Genomic DNA, 12,776 nt, shown 5'->3' with positions numbered 1-12,776 from the left:
TGGCCGGCACGTGCAGCGTCAGATAGGCGGTCGCCAGCATCACGATCCAGGCCATGCCCAGCGCGTAACCGGCCACAACGTCCGACAGCCAGTGCATGCCCAGATAGAGCCGCGACAGGCCGATCGCCACCACCACGGTCGCCGTCACCGCCAGCACCGGGATGCGCACGCGCCAGGGCTGCCGCACGCACAGCAGAAAGGCCAGGAAGCCGTAGGTCACCATGCTGCTGGTCGCGTGTCCGCTCGGAAATGAAAACGACTCGACGCCGCCGTAGATGCTGGCCGGCCGCCCGCGTGCCAGCCCGTACTTGAGCACCATCACGCAGGCACGCGCGCCGATCAGCGCGATCGTCCAATAGACGGCGGCGGCCCACGCACGGCGCCACGCCAGCCAGCCGAACACCGCAATGCCGATCGCCACCACGATGCGGGCGCCGCCGAATTCGGTGATGGCGGTCATCGCGACGTCGAGCCAGTCCTGCCGGCCCTGCTGCAGCCACGCGAATACCGCCTGGTCGACGCGCACCAGCGGCGTTTCCGCGGCGACCGCGACCGCGAGCCAGATCAGCAGGCCGCCGCTGGCAAGCAGCACCGCAGCCGCGATCGCGACCAGCAGGATTTCGGCGACCTCGCGCTCCAGCAGTTTCAGCACCCGCGGCCAGCGATCCCCTGCGCGCGCGTGCAGCGCATCGTGCGCGACGTGCCGCAGCGAATCGAGCAGCCGCACCACGGGATGGATCAGTACCAGCGCGATGCGGACGAGGCAGAGGCCGAGCACGGCCAGCACGACGAACAGCAGCAGCGCACCGATCAGCAGGCCGGGAGTGGGCTGCTCGAAGCGCAGCCAGGCGGGCCACTCGGCGATCAGCTCGTCCATCGCGTCCTCGATCTCTTCGTCAATGCAGGCATGGGCAGGTTCCGTGTTTGCGTAGTAGATCGCGGCCACGACCGTGTCATCCGGTCGTAGTACAAGGGACCGCGTCAGTGCGCATGATAGAACGCGGCGCGGGCAGATCGCCGCCACGCCGCAACCCCGCCGCAATCGCACTGAACTCACGCTTGAAAAATTTGCAGTGGCCGCGCCGGCACGAAGCCGTTAGGCTATGCAGCGAGCGCGACGAGGAGAGAACCCCGATGCCACGCGACAATACCCCGCCCCTGCAGCATCTGCATCCGAAGCTGCGACAGGTCAGCAACGGCAGCGAGCCGGTCAACCAGCTGCGCGCGCAGTATTCGCAATGCGTGGTCACCCGCAAACCTGCGCTGCCGGAACCCGCCGAACGCCGGCTGACGGTCGAGCAGCAGGAGCGCGACCGCTTTGCCGCCGGCCTCAGCGATTACAGCTGTCTGACGGTGCATCGCGGCCGCGTAACGCGGCCCAAGCAGCAGGCCATGCCGGTGGCCGACGACGTCTTCATCAACGTGATCGTCGAGACGGAGCCGCGCGAGCCCGGCGCGCCAGACGACACCGAACATGTGCTGCGCGCCATCGACCGCATGCTGGCCGAAGCGGGCCATCGGCGCCGACCGGGCCAGCAGCCCGCGACGCCGCTGCTGCATCGGCGCAATTTCATCGCCGCCACCGTGCCGATCTCCACGCTGCGGGCGCTGGCCGCGCTCGACGGCGTGCGCTACGTGCACCGCAGCGAAACGTTGTCGCTGCGCCTGCCCCGCCCCGACCGCGGTCCGGACCCGGACGTGGCGGCCGCCGCCGCGATCGCGCCCACGCCGCGGCGCGTCGCGGTCGACGGGCAGCCGCAAAGCGGCGCCGGCGTGCTGATCGGCATCATCGATGTGGGCGGCTTCGATTTCTCGCATCCGGACTTCATCGATGCCGACGGCAATTCGCGCTTCGTCTCGATCTGGGATCAGGGTGGCGATTTCCGTCCGCCGCCCCAAGCGTTCGGCTATGGCGCGGAGCTGACGCGCGACCGGCTCAATGCGGCGCTGCAGGCCGCGCGCAAGGGCGGGCCGCCGGCCACCGAGCTGGAGCGCCAATCCCAGCAGGAGCCCGGCTCGCATGCGACCCATGTGGCCAGCATCGCGGCCGGCAATCAGGGCCTGTGTCCCGGCGCGCTGATCGCCGGCGTGCTGATCAGCGTCGAGCCGCCCGGCGACGACTATGCCGCGCGCCGCTGGACCTTCAGCGACGCCTCGCGCATCGTCCATGCGGTCGAATACCTGCTGGCGGTGGCCGAGCGCGAGGGCCTGCCGCTGTCGATCAACATCAGCCTGGGTACCAATGGCGGCTCGCACGACGGTGCCAACGGCACCTGCCGCTGGCTCGACGCGTTTCTCGCCACGCCGGGCCGCGCGATCTCGATCGCGGCCGGCAATGCCGGACAGGAGCGGCCCACCGACGAGGACCGCTTCGGCTGGATCATGGGCCGCATCCATACCAGCGGCAGGATTGCGGCCGCCGGCCTGACCGTCGAGCTCGAATGGATCGTGGTCGGCGACGGCATCGCCGATCTGTCGGAGAACGAGCTGGAAATCTGGTACGGGGCGCAGGACCGCTTCACGGTCTCGGTGCAGCCGCCCGGCTCGACCGAGTGGTACGAGGTCGCGCCGAAGCAGTACATCGAGAACCGGCGCCTGCCCGACGGCACTGTGCTGTCGGTCTACAACGAGCTCTACCACCCGTCCAACGGCGACAACTATATCGGCGTCTATCTGTCGCCGTTCCTCGATGCGCGCGCCTATACGCCGATCACGGCCGGCGTGTGGAAGGTGCGGCTGCACGGCGACGAGATTCGCGACGGGCGCTTTCACGCGTGGATCGAGCGCGACGATCCGATGGAACTGCAGCGGCGGCGCGAGCTCGCTGCCTACCGCTTTCCGTCGTTCTTCGCCGAGGCAAGCAACGTCGATTCGCATTCGATCAATTCGCTGGCCTGCGCACATTGGGTGATCGGCGTGGCGAACGCCGACGTGGCGCAGGCGCGCGTCCATATCTCCAGCAGCCAGGGGCCGACCCGCGACGGCCGCAACAAACCCGATGTCTGCGCGCCGGGCACCGGCATCGTGGCGGCCAACGGCTTCGTCGAGGGCGGCGGCTGGGTCGCGATGACAGGCACCAGCATGGCCAGTCCCTATGTCTGCGGCGTGATCGGGTTGATGCTGGCGGCCAAGCCGACGCTGACCGCGGCGCAATGCCAGGGCATCCTGCGGCGTACCGCGCGGCCGCTGCCATCGCACGACTACACCTGGCGCAACGATGCCGGCTACGGTCTGATCGACCCGGTCGCCGCGATCGCCGAGGCGCGCGCCTTCGACGAGCGCCGGGAGCGGCGCGACCCACCGGCGCGGAGGCGCGCATGAAGATCCGCCTGTTCCAGTCCTATCAGGGCGACTGCCTGCTGATCGAGGCGGCCTCGGGCCATCGGATGCTGTGCGACGGCGGCACCGGCGCCGCGATGCGCGATTTCGTCGCACCGTCGCTGGAGCGGCTCGCACGCGACGACGCCATGCTCGATCTGGTCTACGTCTCGCATATCGACGACGACCATCTGGGCGGCGTGCTGGCGATGCTCGAGGCCGCGCTCGAGTGGAAGGTCTACGACTACCACGCCGAGCGCGGCGATCCGCCGGCCAAACCCGATTCGCGCCGCGTGCCGCGAATCGGCGCGCTGTGGCACAACGCCTTCCGCGATCAGATCGGCGACAACGCGGGGCCGATCCACACGCTGCTCGCCGCCAGCGCGCGGGCGCTGCGGGCCAGCCATGTCGAGCCACTCGAAATGCTCGGGCGCGAGTACGCGCGCATTGCCAACTCCGTGCCGCAGGCGCTGCGGGTGTCGCGGCTGGTCAAACCCGATCTGCTCGATATCCCGTTGAATGCCCCGTTGGGCGAGGCCGCGGCGCTGACCGCCGCGCCCGCCGGCAAACTGATCGTCGCGCGGCCAGACGCGCCCGCGCAGTCGCTCGGTTCGCTGCGCATCCGCGTGCTCGGCCCCACCGCGGCGGAACTGAAGCGGCTGCGCGAGGGCTGGAATCACTGGCTGCGCGATCCGGCCAATCGGCTGCGCGCCCAGGCCATTCGCGACCGCTATGCCAGCGGCCTGCTGGCGATGGCCGGCGGCCGGGCCGACGATCCGTTCGACCTGCGCGAGTGGGAGGGCACGCCGTCGTACCAGGGCGTCACCACGCCGAATGTTGCATCGCTGATGCTGCTGGTCGAGGAGGACAACCGCCGCGTGCTGCTGACCGGCGACGCGCATCCCGACATGATCCTGGCCGGGCTGGAGCAGGCCGATCTGCTGCGCGACGGTGCGCTGCACGTCGATGTGCTCAAGGTCCAGCATCACGGCTCCGAGCACAATATGTCGCCGGCCTTCTGCCGAGCGGTATCGGCCGACCAATACCTGTTCTGCGGCAACGGCGCGCATACCAATCCGGAACTGACGGTGCTCGACGCCTTGCTGGCCGCGCGCGTCGGCCCGGCCGACAAGCGCGCACGCGCGCCCGAGGCCGAATCGCGGCCCTTTACGTTCTGGTTCAACACCACCGCTGCCGCGCAGACGCAGCAAAGCCATATCGCGCACATGGAGCAGGTCGAGCGCTGGGCCGACGCCGCCCTGCGCAAGCACGGTCCGCGGCTGCGCGTGCGCTTCGTCGACGGCGCCTATGCCAGCCTGACGCTGCGTTGAATCCGGCGATCCGCGCCGCTATTTGAGGGCGTGTTCGAAGGCCACCGCCGGCGCGGACAGGCGCCGGTCGAGCTGGCCCGCCAGTTCGTGCGCCGCTTCGGCAAAGCGCTCGCGCAGCTGGTCCGCCAGGCTCGGAATGCCGCGATGGCTGGCGCGCAGCATCTGGATCTCGAAGGCCATCGCCGGCTGGATCTCGTGCAGCGAGACGGCCTGCGGGTCGCTGCCCAGCGCGGTGTACTGATCGAGCAGCGCCACCCCCAGCCCGCTCTCGACCAGCTTGCGCGCCAGCGAGTAGGTCTGCACCTCCAACGTCGAACGCGGCTCCAGCGCATTGCGCGCCAGCAGCTGGCGCACCATCAGGCCGAGCGAGCTGTGGTCGTCGTAGCCGATGAAGGCGCGATCCATCAGCTTCGCCATCGGCAGCGGGGTGCGGCGCGTCGCGCCAGACAGCGGCTGGCCGCGCGGCACCGCCAGCAGCATGCGGCCTTCGGCCACCGTCTGCGCCGCGATCGCCTCGTGCGGCGGCGGCGCGAACGCAAAGCCGATATCGATCTGGTTGCGCAGCAGGCCCTGCACGATTTCGTCGGTATGGTGGGTCAGCACCTGCACCTGGGTGTCGGGATGGCGCGCGCAGAAGCGCTGCAGCGCGGGCACCAGCAGCGGGTCCGCCAGGCTCGGCGTGGCCGCGACGCGCAGCCGGCCGGCGCCCTTGTGGCGCAGGCTCTCGGAGACCCGCCGCACGCGGTCGATCTCGCCATATAGCCGCTCGACATCGCCGTACAGCGCGGTGGCCTCGGGCGTCGGCCGCAGCCGGCCCTTGGCGCGGTCGAACAGCCGGAAGCCGAGCGAGGCCTCGGCATGCTGCAGCACGCGCGTGACCACCGGCTGCGAGACATGCAGCAGCCTTGCCGCCTCGCTGACGGTGCCGGTCAGCATCACGGCGCGAAAGACCTCGATTTGTCGCAGTCGCATGGTGAATTGCAGAAATCCGGGAAGCCGGGTAGCCGGGAAGCCGGGAAACCGGGAACCATCTGAGGGTATAGCCGAAAGACATATTCTGGCACGTCTTCGCATTGGGCAGCCGGGCCGCCCTGCTCTACCCTTGCCGGATCGCAAATGGGCAGGGACGGATACGGCAATGAAGGTGGTGATCACCGGCGCCGGCGTGGTCGGCATGGCCACCGCCTGGCAACTGGCCAATGACGGTCATGAGGTCACGGTGCTGGAGCGGCGCGACGGTCCCGGGCTGGAGACCAGCTTCGCCAACGGCGGGCAGCTCAGCTACAGCTATGTCGCGCCGCTGGCCGGTCCCGGCGTGCTGGCCAAGGTGCCCGGCTGGCTGCTGCGCCGCGACGCGCCGCTGCGCTGGCGGCCGCGGCTGGACCCGGCGCAGTGGCGCTGGCTGGCCGCCTTCGTCGGCGCCTGCAATGCCTCGCGCAGCGATGCGACGACGCGCAAGCTGCTGCGGCTGGCGTTCCATTCGCGCGACCGCATGCGTGCCTTTCTCGATCGCCACGAGATCGACTTCGATTTTGCGCGGCGCGGCAAGCTGATCGTCCACCGCGACACCGCCAGCTTCGACGCGGCGCGCCGGCTGCTGGATTACCAGGCCGGGCTCGGCAGCGAACAGCATGCGCTGGACCGCGACGCCTGCGTGGCGCTCGAGCCGGCGCTGGCCGGCATCCGCGACCAGATTGTCGGCGCCATCCATACCCCGAGCGAGGAGGTGGCCGACTGCCATCGCTTTTGCGTCGGGCTGGCCGATCTGCTGCGCCAGCATCCGAACGTGTCGCTGCGCTTCGGCACCGCGGTACGCGCGATCGAACGCCAGGGCGACGCCGCCCGCGGCGTGCATACCGACGGCGGCTTCGAGGCCGCCGACGCGGTGGTGCTGGCTGGCGGCATCGGCAGCGCGACGCTGCTGCGCCCGCTCGGACTACGTGCGCCGCTGTGGCCGCTGAAGGGGTACAGCATCACCGTGCCCGTCGGCACCGGCGCGCAGGCCCCGCATATCAGCGTCACCGACTTTGCCCGCAAGATCGTCTATGCCCGCATCGGCAACACGCTGCGCGTGGCCGGCATGGCCGACCTGACGCGGCCCGATACCCGGATCGACGAACGCCGGGCGGCGACGCTGCTGGACGAAGCCCGCTCGGTATTCGGCGGCATTGCCGGCGACCGTCCCTTGTCCGACCTGCAGCCCTGGGCCGGGCTGCGGCCTGCCACACCGAGCGGTCTGCCACTGATCGGACAGTCGCGGCTGCGTAACCTGTGGCTCAACATCGGGCACGGGGGACTGGGGTTTACGCTGGCAATGGGCAGCGCGAGCCTGCTGGCAGATATGATCGCGGGGCGGCCGCCCGCGGTCGAACCCGCGGACTACAGCGCGACGCTGGCGTAGCCGATACGGTGCCAGCGGCGGACGAATAGAAAAGAAGAGCGGAACAACGAGCCGCCGCTTGCACGGCCCTTGCTAGCAGTACCACCCGATGTTGCGTTTCAACAAGAGCCGTTCCACAACCAAGGAGAGCCTGACCATGAAACTGCCTACCGCCACCCGCACTGCGCCACGACAGGCGCGCCGTTCGCTGCGTTCCGCCCTGGGCGCGCTGCTGACCGCCGCGCTCGCTTACGGTGCGTTCGGCACCATCGGCGCCGCCCATGCCCAGCAGAACGACACGCTGGCCAAGATCAAGCAGAACGGCGTGATCACCCTCGGCCATCGCGAATCGTCGATCCCGTTTTCCTATACCAATGGCCGCGAGGTCATGGGGTATTCGCACGAGATCATGATGGCGATCGTCGACAAGGTGAAGTCGCAGCTGAACATGCCGAACCTGCAGGTGCGGATGATTCCGATCACCTCGCAGAACCGCATCTCGCTGATGCAGAACGGCACCATCGATCTGGAGTGCGGCTCGACCACCAACAACCTCGAGCGCCAGAAGCAGGTCGGCTTCACCAACAGCCTGTTCGTCTACGGCATCCGCATGCTGGTGCGCAAGGACTCGGGCGTGAAGGACTTCGACGATCTGAAGGGCCGCAACGTGGTGACCACCGCCGGCACCACCGGCGAGCGCCTGCTGGTCAAGATGAACGGCGAGAAGGCGATGAACATGAACCTGACCGGCGCCAAGGATCACGGCCAGGCCTTCCTGATGCTGGAGTCCGGCCGCGCGGTCGCCTTTGTCATGGACGAGCCGCTGCTGTACGGCGAACTGACCAAGGCCAAGAATCCGGGCGAATGGACGGTGGCCGGCACGCCGCTGCAGACGGAAAACTACGCCTGCATGCTGCGCAAGGACGATCCGCAGTTCAAGGCGCTGGCCGACGGCGTGATCGCCGACCTTATGAAGTCGGGCAAGGCCGAGCAGCTGTACAAGAAATGGTTCCAGTCGCCGATCCCGCCGCGCGGCATCAACATGAACTACCCGCTGTCGGCCGAGATGAAGGAGCTGTTCGCGAACCCGAACGACAAGGCGTTCCAGTAAGCGTTTTCGGTTCCTCGCAACAGGAAGTCCGCATGGAAGTCCCGCATCGGCGCTGACGCGTCGATGCGGACTTTTCTCATTCTGCGCGCGCCGCCAGCCGAAACGTAAAGTGCGTGCATTTTTCAAAAGCTTCCAAGTCCGCCGATCGGCAAGCTACGCAGGTCTCAACACGGTATTGCCGATCATGGTTCTGACCTACGACTCTTGCTACAAGCTGCTGTTCTCGACGCCCGAACTGGTGCGCGAACTGATCACCGCGTTCACCCAGAACGACTGGCTGCGCAGCCTCGACTTCGAAACGCTCGAAAAAATACCCCCGCAATACGTTGGCGACAACCTGCGCCAACGCGCCAATGACGTCGTCTGGCGAGTCCGCGCCGATGGCGATCGGCTTTACCTTTATATGCCGATCGAATTTCAGAGCACCGTCGACCCCTATATGGCGGTCCGCGTCATGGAATATATGGGACTGCTCTATCAGGACCTTGGCCGCCGCAAGAACGTGCTGGCGGATCGCAAGCTGCCGACCGTGCTGCCGCTGGTGATGTACACGGGAAAAGCACCGTGGACCGCGCCTACCGATATGGCCTCGATGGTCATTGCCGCTCCCCGGTTGGCAGCAAGGTTCCAGCCGCAACTGGCCTACCTGCTGATCGATACGAGCCAGTATCGGGACAGCGATCTGCGGGCGCTGAACAATCGCGTGGCCATGGTGATCCTGATCGAGCGCGGGGATCTGGATCGTTTGCCGGAACTGGTCGATCAACTGAACGAGATGATCGCTGGCGACATCGAACTGCACCGGATTTTCTCGATCTGGATGCGTCAACTACTCCATCGTCGGAGCAACGGGATCCTGTTGCTGCCGGAGGTGGTCAACCTGAAGGAGGTCAATATGAGCCTGGTATTGTCGTTGGACAAAATGAAGCAGGACAGCAAGGTCGAAGGTGAAGCGTACGTTCTGCAGAAGGTGCTGAGTCAGCGTTTCGGCCAGCTGTCGCCGGACATCGCGTCGCGGATCGCGGCAGCCAAGGCCTCGCAAATTGAAGCCTGGATAGATCGGCTTGGTGCGGCCGAATGCCTCGACGACGTCTTCAGTGACCGCACTGAAGGACTGGTCGCCGCCTGATGGCCCGATCGATCGATTGAGGCAGCCCGCCGCTTCAGACGACGAAAGCACCGCCCAAAACAAAAACCCCCGAAAGCAAGGCCTTCGGGGGTTTTGCACTAACTACTGGCGGAGAGGGTGGGATTCGAACCCACGGTACCGTTGCCGGTACGCCTGATTTCGAGTCAGGTACATTCGACCACTCTGCCACCTCTCCTGAACTGGTCGCGTTGCGGCGAAACCGAGATTATAGAGAAGTCAAAAACGGACTGCAAGAGGGTTGGCGCCCTTTTTGGCATGACTTCCTGCTCCCGGCTTCGCCGGCTTCAGGCCTCCGGCTCCAGGCGCGTCAGGCCGCCCAGATACGGCTGCAGCGCGGTCGGCACGGTGACCGAACCGTCGGCGTTCTGGTAGTTCTCGAGGATCGCCACCAGCGTGCGGCCCACCGCCAGGCCGGAACCGTTCAGCGTGTGCACGAGCTCGGGCTTGCCCTGGCCGGCACGGTAGCGTGCCTGCATGCGGCGCGCCTGGAAATCACCCATGTTCGAGCAGGAGCTGATTTCGCGATAGGTGTTCTGCGCGGGGATCCACACTTCCAGGTCGTACGTCTTGGTGCTGCCGAAGCCCATGTCGCCGGTGCACAGCACGATGGTGCGGAACGGCAGGTCCAGCTTCTTCAGGATCGCCTCGGCATGGCCGGTCAGCTGCTCGAGCGCGTCGAACGATTCTTCCGGGCGCACGATGTGGACCAGCTCGACCTTGTCGAACTGATGCTGGCGGATCATGCCGCGCGTGTCCTTGCCGTACGAGCCCGCCTCCGAGCGGAAGCACGGCGTATGGGCGACGAAGCGCAGCGGCAGCTCGTCGGCCGACGCAATGGCGTCGCGCATCAGATTGGTCAGCGGGACCTCGGCGGTCGGAATCAGGTAGTAGTTCTCGATCCGCTCGCCGCCGTCCGCGCCCTCGCCGCCCACCTGACGCGGCACCTTGAACAGGTCGTCCTCGAACTTGGGCAGCTGGCCGGTGCCGCGCATCGACGCCGCATTGACGATGTACGGCACGTACATCTCGGTGTAGCCGTGCTCGAGCGTATGGGTATCGATCATCAGCTGCACCAGCGCGCGATGCATGCGCGCGATGCCGCCGCGCAGTACCGCGAAGCGCGAGCCGGTGATCTTGGCCGCGCTCTCGAAATCGAGGCCGAGCCGCTCGCCGACGTCGACGTGGTCGCGCACCGGGAAATCGAAGCTGCGCGGCGTGCCGACGCGGCGCACTTCGACGTTGTCGTTTTCGTCCTTGCCGACCGGCACGCTGTCGTGCGGCAGATTCGGCAGCGACAGCATCAGCTGCTGCAGCTGGGCCTGGATGTCGTCGAGCCGCGCCGCCGATTCCTTCAGCGTGTCGCCGATGCCGCCGACCTCGGCCATCAGCGCCGACGCATCCTCGCCCTTGCCCTTGGCCATGCCGATCTGCTTGGACAGCGTATTGCGGCGGGCCTGCAGTTCCTCGGTGCGGGTCTGCAGTTGCTTGCGCTCGCTTTCGAGGGCCTGGAAGGCAGCCAGGTCGAGTTGGAATCCGCGCGTGGCGAGGCGTTGCGCCACGGCGTCGAGGTCTTTGCGGAGCAGCTGGATGTCGAGCATATTGCGGTGGAATCTGGGACAGGCGTCGGAAAATGCGGCAGCGCGCGCGGCGGCTCAGGTACAGCGCCGACGCGCGGGCGAATCGCACATTTTACTGCACCGCCGCAGCGCCGGACCGCCGCCGCCCGCTCCAGGGCCCTGCCCCTGCTCCCGGGCCTCATCGGGCGCGCCCGCGGCGCGCCCGGCTTCGCGTCAGAAGCGGTACTGCACCGTGACCCAGAACATCGGGTCCTGCTGACGCGTATCGGCCTGCGCATCGCCGCCGGTGCCGCGCCACGCGACCGTGCCATCCACGTACACCTGACGATACGCATAGCGCACGCCCAGGCCCCCGCCCGACAGCGTACGGCGGTTCTGGGCGGCTTGCCACGGATTGCGGTTGTAGCGCACCGTACCGATATCCCAGAACGCGTACGGCGTGAAATCGCCCGCGCGATAGCGCAGTTCGAACTGGGCCAGACCGCCTTCGTCGCCCACGCCTTCGCCCTGCGGATAGGCGCGCACGCCATTGGCGCCGCCCAGGCTGATGCTCTCGGAGGAGTCCAGGTTCTTGTCGCTGAACTGCATCGAGCCGTGCGCATACAGCGAGAAACCGGCCGGCAGCGACTGCAGGCGGGAAACGTCCAGCGTGAACTTGTTGAAGCCGCCCTGGGTACGGGCGCTCATCGCATCGATCTGCCGGTCAACCGCCGAGTCGATATCGAGCGAACCGGCCACCCAGTTCACCGCGCCGTAGGTAATTCCACCACCGCCGAAACCGTCGCGCATATCGAAGCGCATGCCGAGCACCATGCTGTTGACGGACTTCTTGCTGTGGTAGTCCAGCGCCTCGTACGAATCGCGCAGGTCCTTGAACTGATACTGCGCGGTGCCGAGCAAGGTGAAGCGGTTCGTGCGGACGATCGGATAGGACAGCCCGGCGCTGAAGATCGACGCGCGTCCACGCGCCCGCAGGTCGGCGAACTGGTCGCCCAGCGCGTAGTCGGTATGCGCGAAGCCGATATCGCCTCGCAGCCCCGAGCTGCCCAGCGGCGTCGCGTAGTTGATGCTGCCGAAGTACAGTTCCTCGTCGGTCGCCATCAGGGCGGCGCTGAGTTGATCGCCGAAGCGGAACGGGCTGTACAGGGCGCCTTGCAGCATCACGCGGTTGCGCCCGGAATAGCGGTTGCCGTAGTTGTCATAGGTCGCAGCCAGGTCCCAGGGACGGGTGCGAACCACTTGCGCTTCCAGATCGCCGGTGCCGATGGCCGCGCCGGGCCGGATCACCGGGCGCACGTCGATGCCCGGTTGGTCGGCAAGAATCAGCACCGCACGCTCCAGCGCATCGCGGCTGATCACGTCGCCCGATCGCAGCGAGGACAGGAAAGGCTGGGCATCGGCCGCCAGTCTGGAATCGCTTTCGGCGCTCGCCTTGACCTCGCCATAGCGGCCCTCGATCACCGCCATGCGCAACACGCCGTCGCTCATGCGCTGCTCGGGCAGATAGACGCGGGCAAACGGATAGCCCTGCTCACGATAGAAACGGGTGACATACACGGCCAGCCGCTGCAGGCCATTGATGTCGTAGCGCTTGCCAAGGGCCGGCGCAACCACGGCTTGCAATGCCTCGGCGCTGACATGCTCTGCGCCCTCGAAGCGGACCGACTCGAGCAATACCTGCGGACCGGCGGCATGGACGTCGGGCTCGGGCAGCGTGCTGTCGATCTCGACATCGAGACGCTCGGGCAGTGGCTGCTTGGGAATCGGCATTTCCTGCAGGATGCGGCCCGCGTCGGGCAGCGTCTGGGCATGTGCGGCGACGGCCGCCACCGACAGCGCGATGGCGGTAAGGGAGAAGCGGAAAAACATGGGATGGAACCTGTGAATAGACGCCGGCATGCCGCGGCAT

8 protein-coding genes, 1 tRNA gene and 1 pseudogene are annotated in these 12,776 nt (G+C 67.3%); 5 read left to right on the top strand and 5 right to left on the bottom strand.

Annotated elements, in window-relative coordinates; all coding sequences use genetic code 11:
• Positions 1–37: 37 nt before the first annotated feature.
• A pseudogene (locus HTY53_RS24975) lies at positions 38–460 on the bottom strand (phosphatase PAP2 family protein); the annotation flags it as partial.
• A 674-nt stretch (positions 461–1,134) separates the two neighbouring features.
• Here HTY53_RS24975 and HTY53_RS19745 point away from each other — a divergent pair.
• Together HTY53_RS19745 and HTY53_RS19740 are read left to right on the top strand one after the other, a co-directional pair.
• Entirely contained in the window at positions 1,135–3,321 is a 2,187-nt protein-coding gene (locus tag HTY53_RS19745; protein WP_174108191.1) for a S8 family peptidase, read from the top strand.
• Positions 3,318–4,649, top strand: coding sequence for an MBL fold metallo-hydrolase (locus HTY53_RS19740; RefSeq protein ID WP_174108190.1), 1,332 nt, complete (start codon positions 3,318–3,320; stop codon positions 4,647–4,649). Before HTY53_RS19745 ends, HTY53_RS19740 begins: the two co-directional genes overlap by 4 nt.
• A gap of 18 nt (positions 4,650–4,667) precedes the next feature.
• Here the strand turns inward: HTY53_RS19740 and HTY53_RS19735 are convergent, their stop codons facing one another.
• Positions 4,668–5,621: a LysR family transcriptional regulator gene (locus tag HTY53_RS19735; RefSeq protein WP_174108189.1), complete on the bottom strand. Its 954-nt coding sequence runs from the start codon at positions 5,619–5,621 to the stop codon at positions 4,668–4,670.
• A 166-nt stretch (positions 5,622–5,787) separates the two neighbouring features.
• Between HTY53_RS19735 and HTY53_RS19730 the strand changes: the two genes are divergently transcribed.
• From HTY53_RS19730 to HTY53_RS19720, 3 genes are all read left to right on the top strand, one after another.
• Entirely contained in the window at positions 5,788–7,050 is a 1,263-nt protein-coding gene (locus HTY53_RS19730; protein WP_174108188.1) for a D-amino acid dehydrogenase, read from the top strand.
• Positions 7,051–7,186: 136 nt separating this feature from the next.
• Positions 7,187–8,140, top strand: a complete 954-nt coding sequence (locus HTY53_RS19725; protein WP_174108187.1) for a glutamate/aspartate ABC transporter substrate-binding protein — start codon at positions 7,187–7,189, stop codon at positions 8,138–8,140.
• A gap of 184 nt (positions 8,141–8,324) precedes the next feature.
• On the top strand, positions 8,325–9,269 hold the full coding sequence (locus tag HTY53_RS19720) for an Rpn family recombination-promoting nuclease/putative transposase (RefSeq protein WP_174108186.1): 945 nt from the start codon (positions 8,325–8,327) through the stop codon (positions 9,267–9,269).
• A 106-nt stretch (positions 9,270–9,375) separates the two neighbouring features.
• On the opposite strand, the gene HTY53_RS19715 is transcribed toward HTY53_RS19720, so the two are convergent.
• The 3 genes from HTY53_RS19715 to HTY53_RS19705 form a co-directional block, all read right to left on the bottom strand.
• Positions 9,376–9,465, bottom strand: a tRNA-Ser gene (locus tag HTY53_RS19715).
• A 109-nt stretch (positions 9,466–9,574) separates the two neighbouring features.
• Complete coding sequence (gene serS, locus HTY53_RS19710) at positions 9,575–10,888, bottom strand: serine--tRNA ligase (protein WP_174108185.1); 1,314 nt, start codon at positions 10,886–10,888, stop codon at positions 9,575–9,577.
• 192 nt (positions 10,889–11,080) lie between these two features.
• Positions 11,081–12,736 (bottom strand): ShlB/FhaC/HecB family hemolysin secretion/activation protein, encoded by a 1,656-nt coding sequence (locus HTY53_RS19705; RefSeq protein ID WP_174108184.1) that lies wholly within the window; start codon positions 12,734–12,736, stop codon positions 11,081–11,083.
• Between the last annotated feature and the right edge of the window lie 40 nt (positions 12,737–12,776).

The sequence above is a fragment of the Cupriavidus gilardii genome, assembly GCF_013314895.1.
Taxonomy (GTDB): Bacteria; Pseudomonadota; Gammaproteobacteria; order Burkholderiales; family Burkholderiaceae; genus Cupriavidus; species Cupriavidus gilardii_C.
The sequence above is the reverse complement of the archived record's forward strand: the minus strand, read 5'-3'. Positions and strand labels throughout refer to the sequence as shown.

Coding starts and splice junctions, on each gene's coding strand:
- HTY53_RS19730 (WP_174108188.1), top strand. CDS start 5,788: ATGAAGGTGGTGATCACCGGCGCCGGCGTGGTCGGCATGGCCACCGCC.
- HTY53_RS19735 (WP_174108189.1), bottom strand. CDS start 5,621: ATGCGACTGCGACAAATCGAGGTCTTTCGCGCCGTGATGCTGACCGGC.
- serS (WP_174108185.1), bottom strand. CDS start 10,888: ATGCTCGACATCCAGCTGCTCCGCAAAGACCTCGACGCCGTGGCGCAA.
- HTY53_RS19745 (WP_174108191.1), top strand. CDS start 1,135: ATGCCACGCGACAATACCCCGCCCCTGCAGCATCTGCATCCGAAGCTG.
- HTY53_RS19705 (WP_174108184.1), bottom strand. CDS start 12,736: ATGTTTTTCCGCTTCTCCCTTACCGCCATCGCGCTGTCGGTGGCGGCC.
- HTY53_RS19725 (WP_174108187.1), top strand. CDS start 7,187: ATGAAACTGCCTACCGCCACCCGCACTGCGCCACGACAGGCGCGCCGT.
- HTY53_RS19720 (WP_174108186.1), top strand. CDS start 8,325: ATGGTTCTGACCTACGACTCTTGCTACAAGCTGCTGTTCTCGACGCCC.
- HTY53_RS19740 (WP_174108190.1), top strand. CDS start 3,318: ATGAAGATCCGCCTGTTCCAGTCCTATCAGGGCGACTGCCTGCTGATC.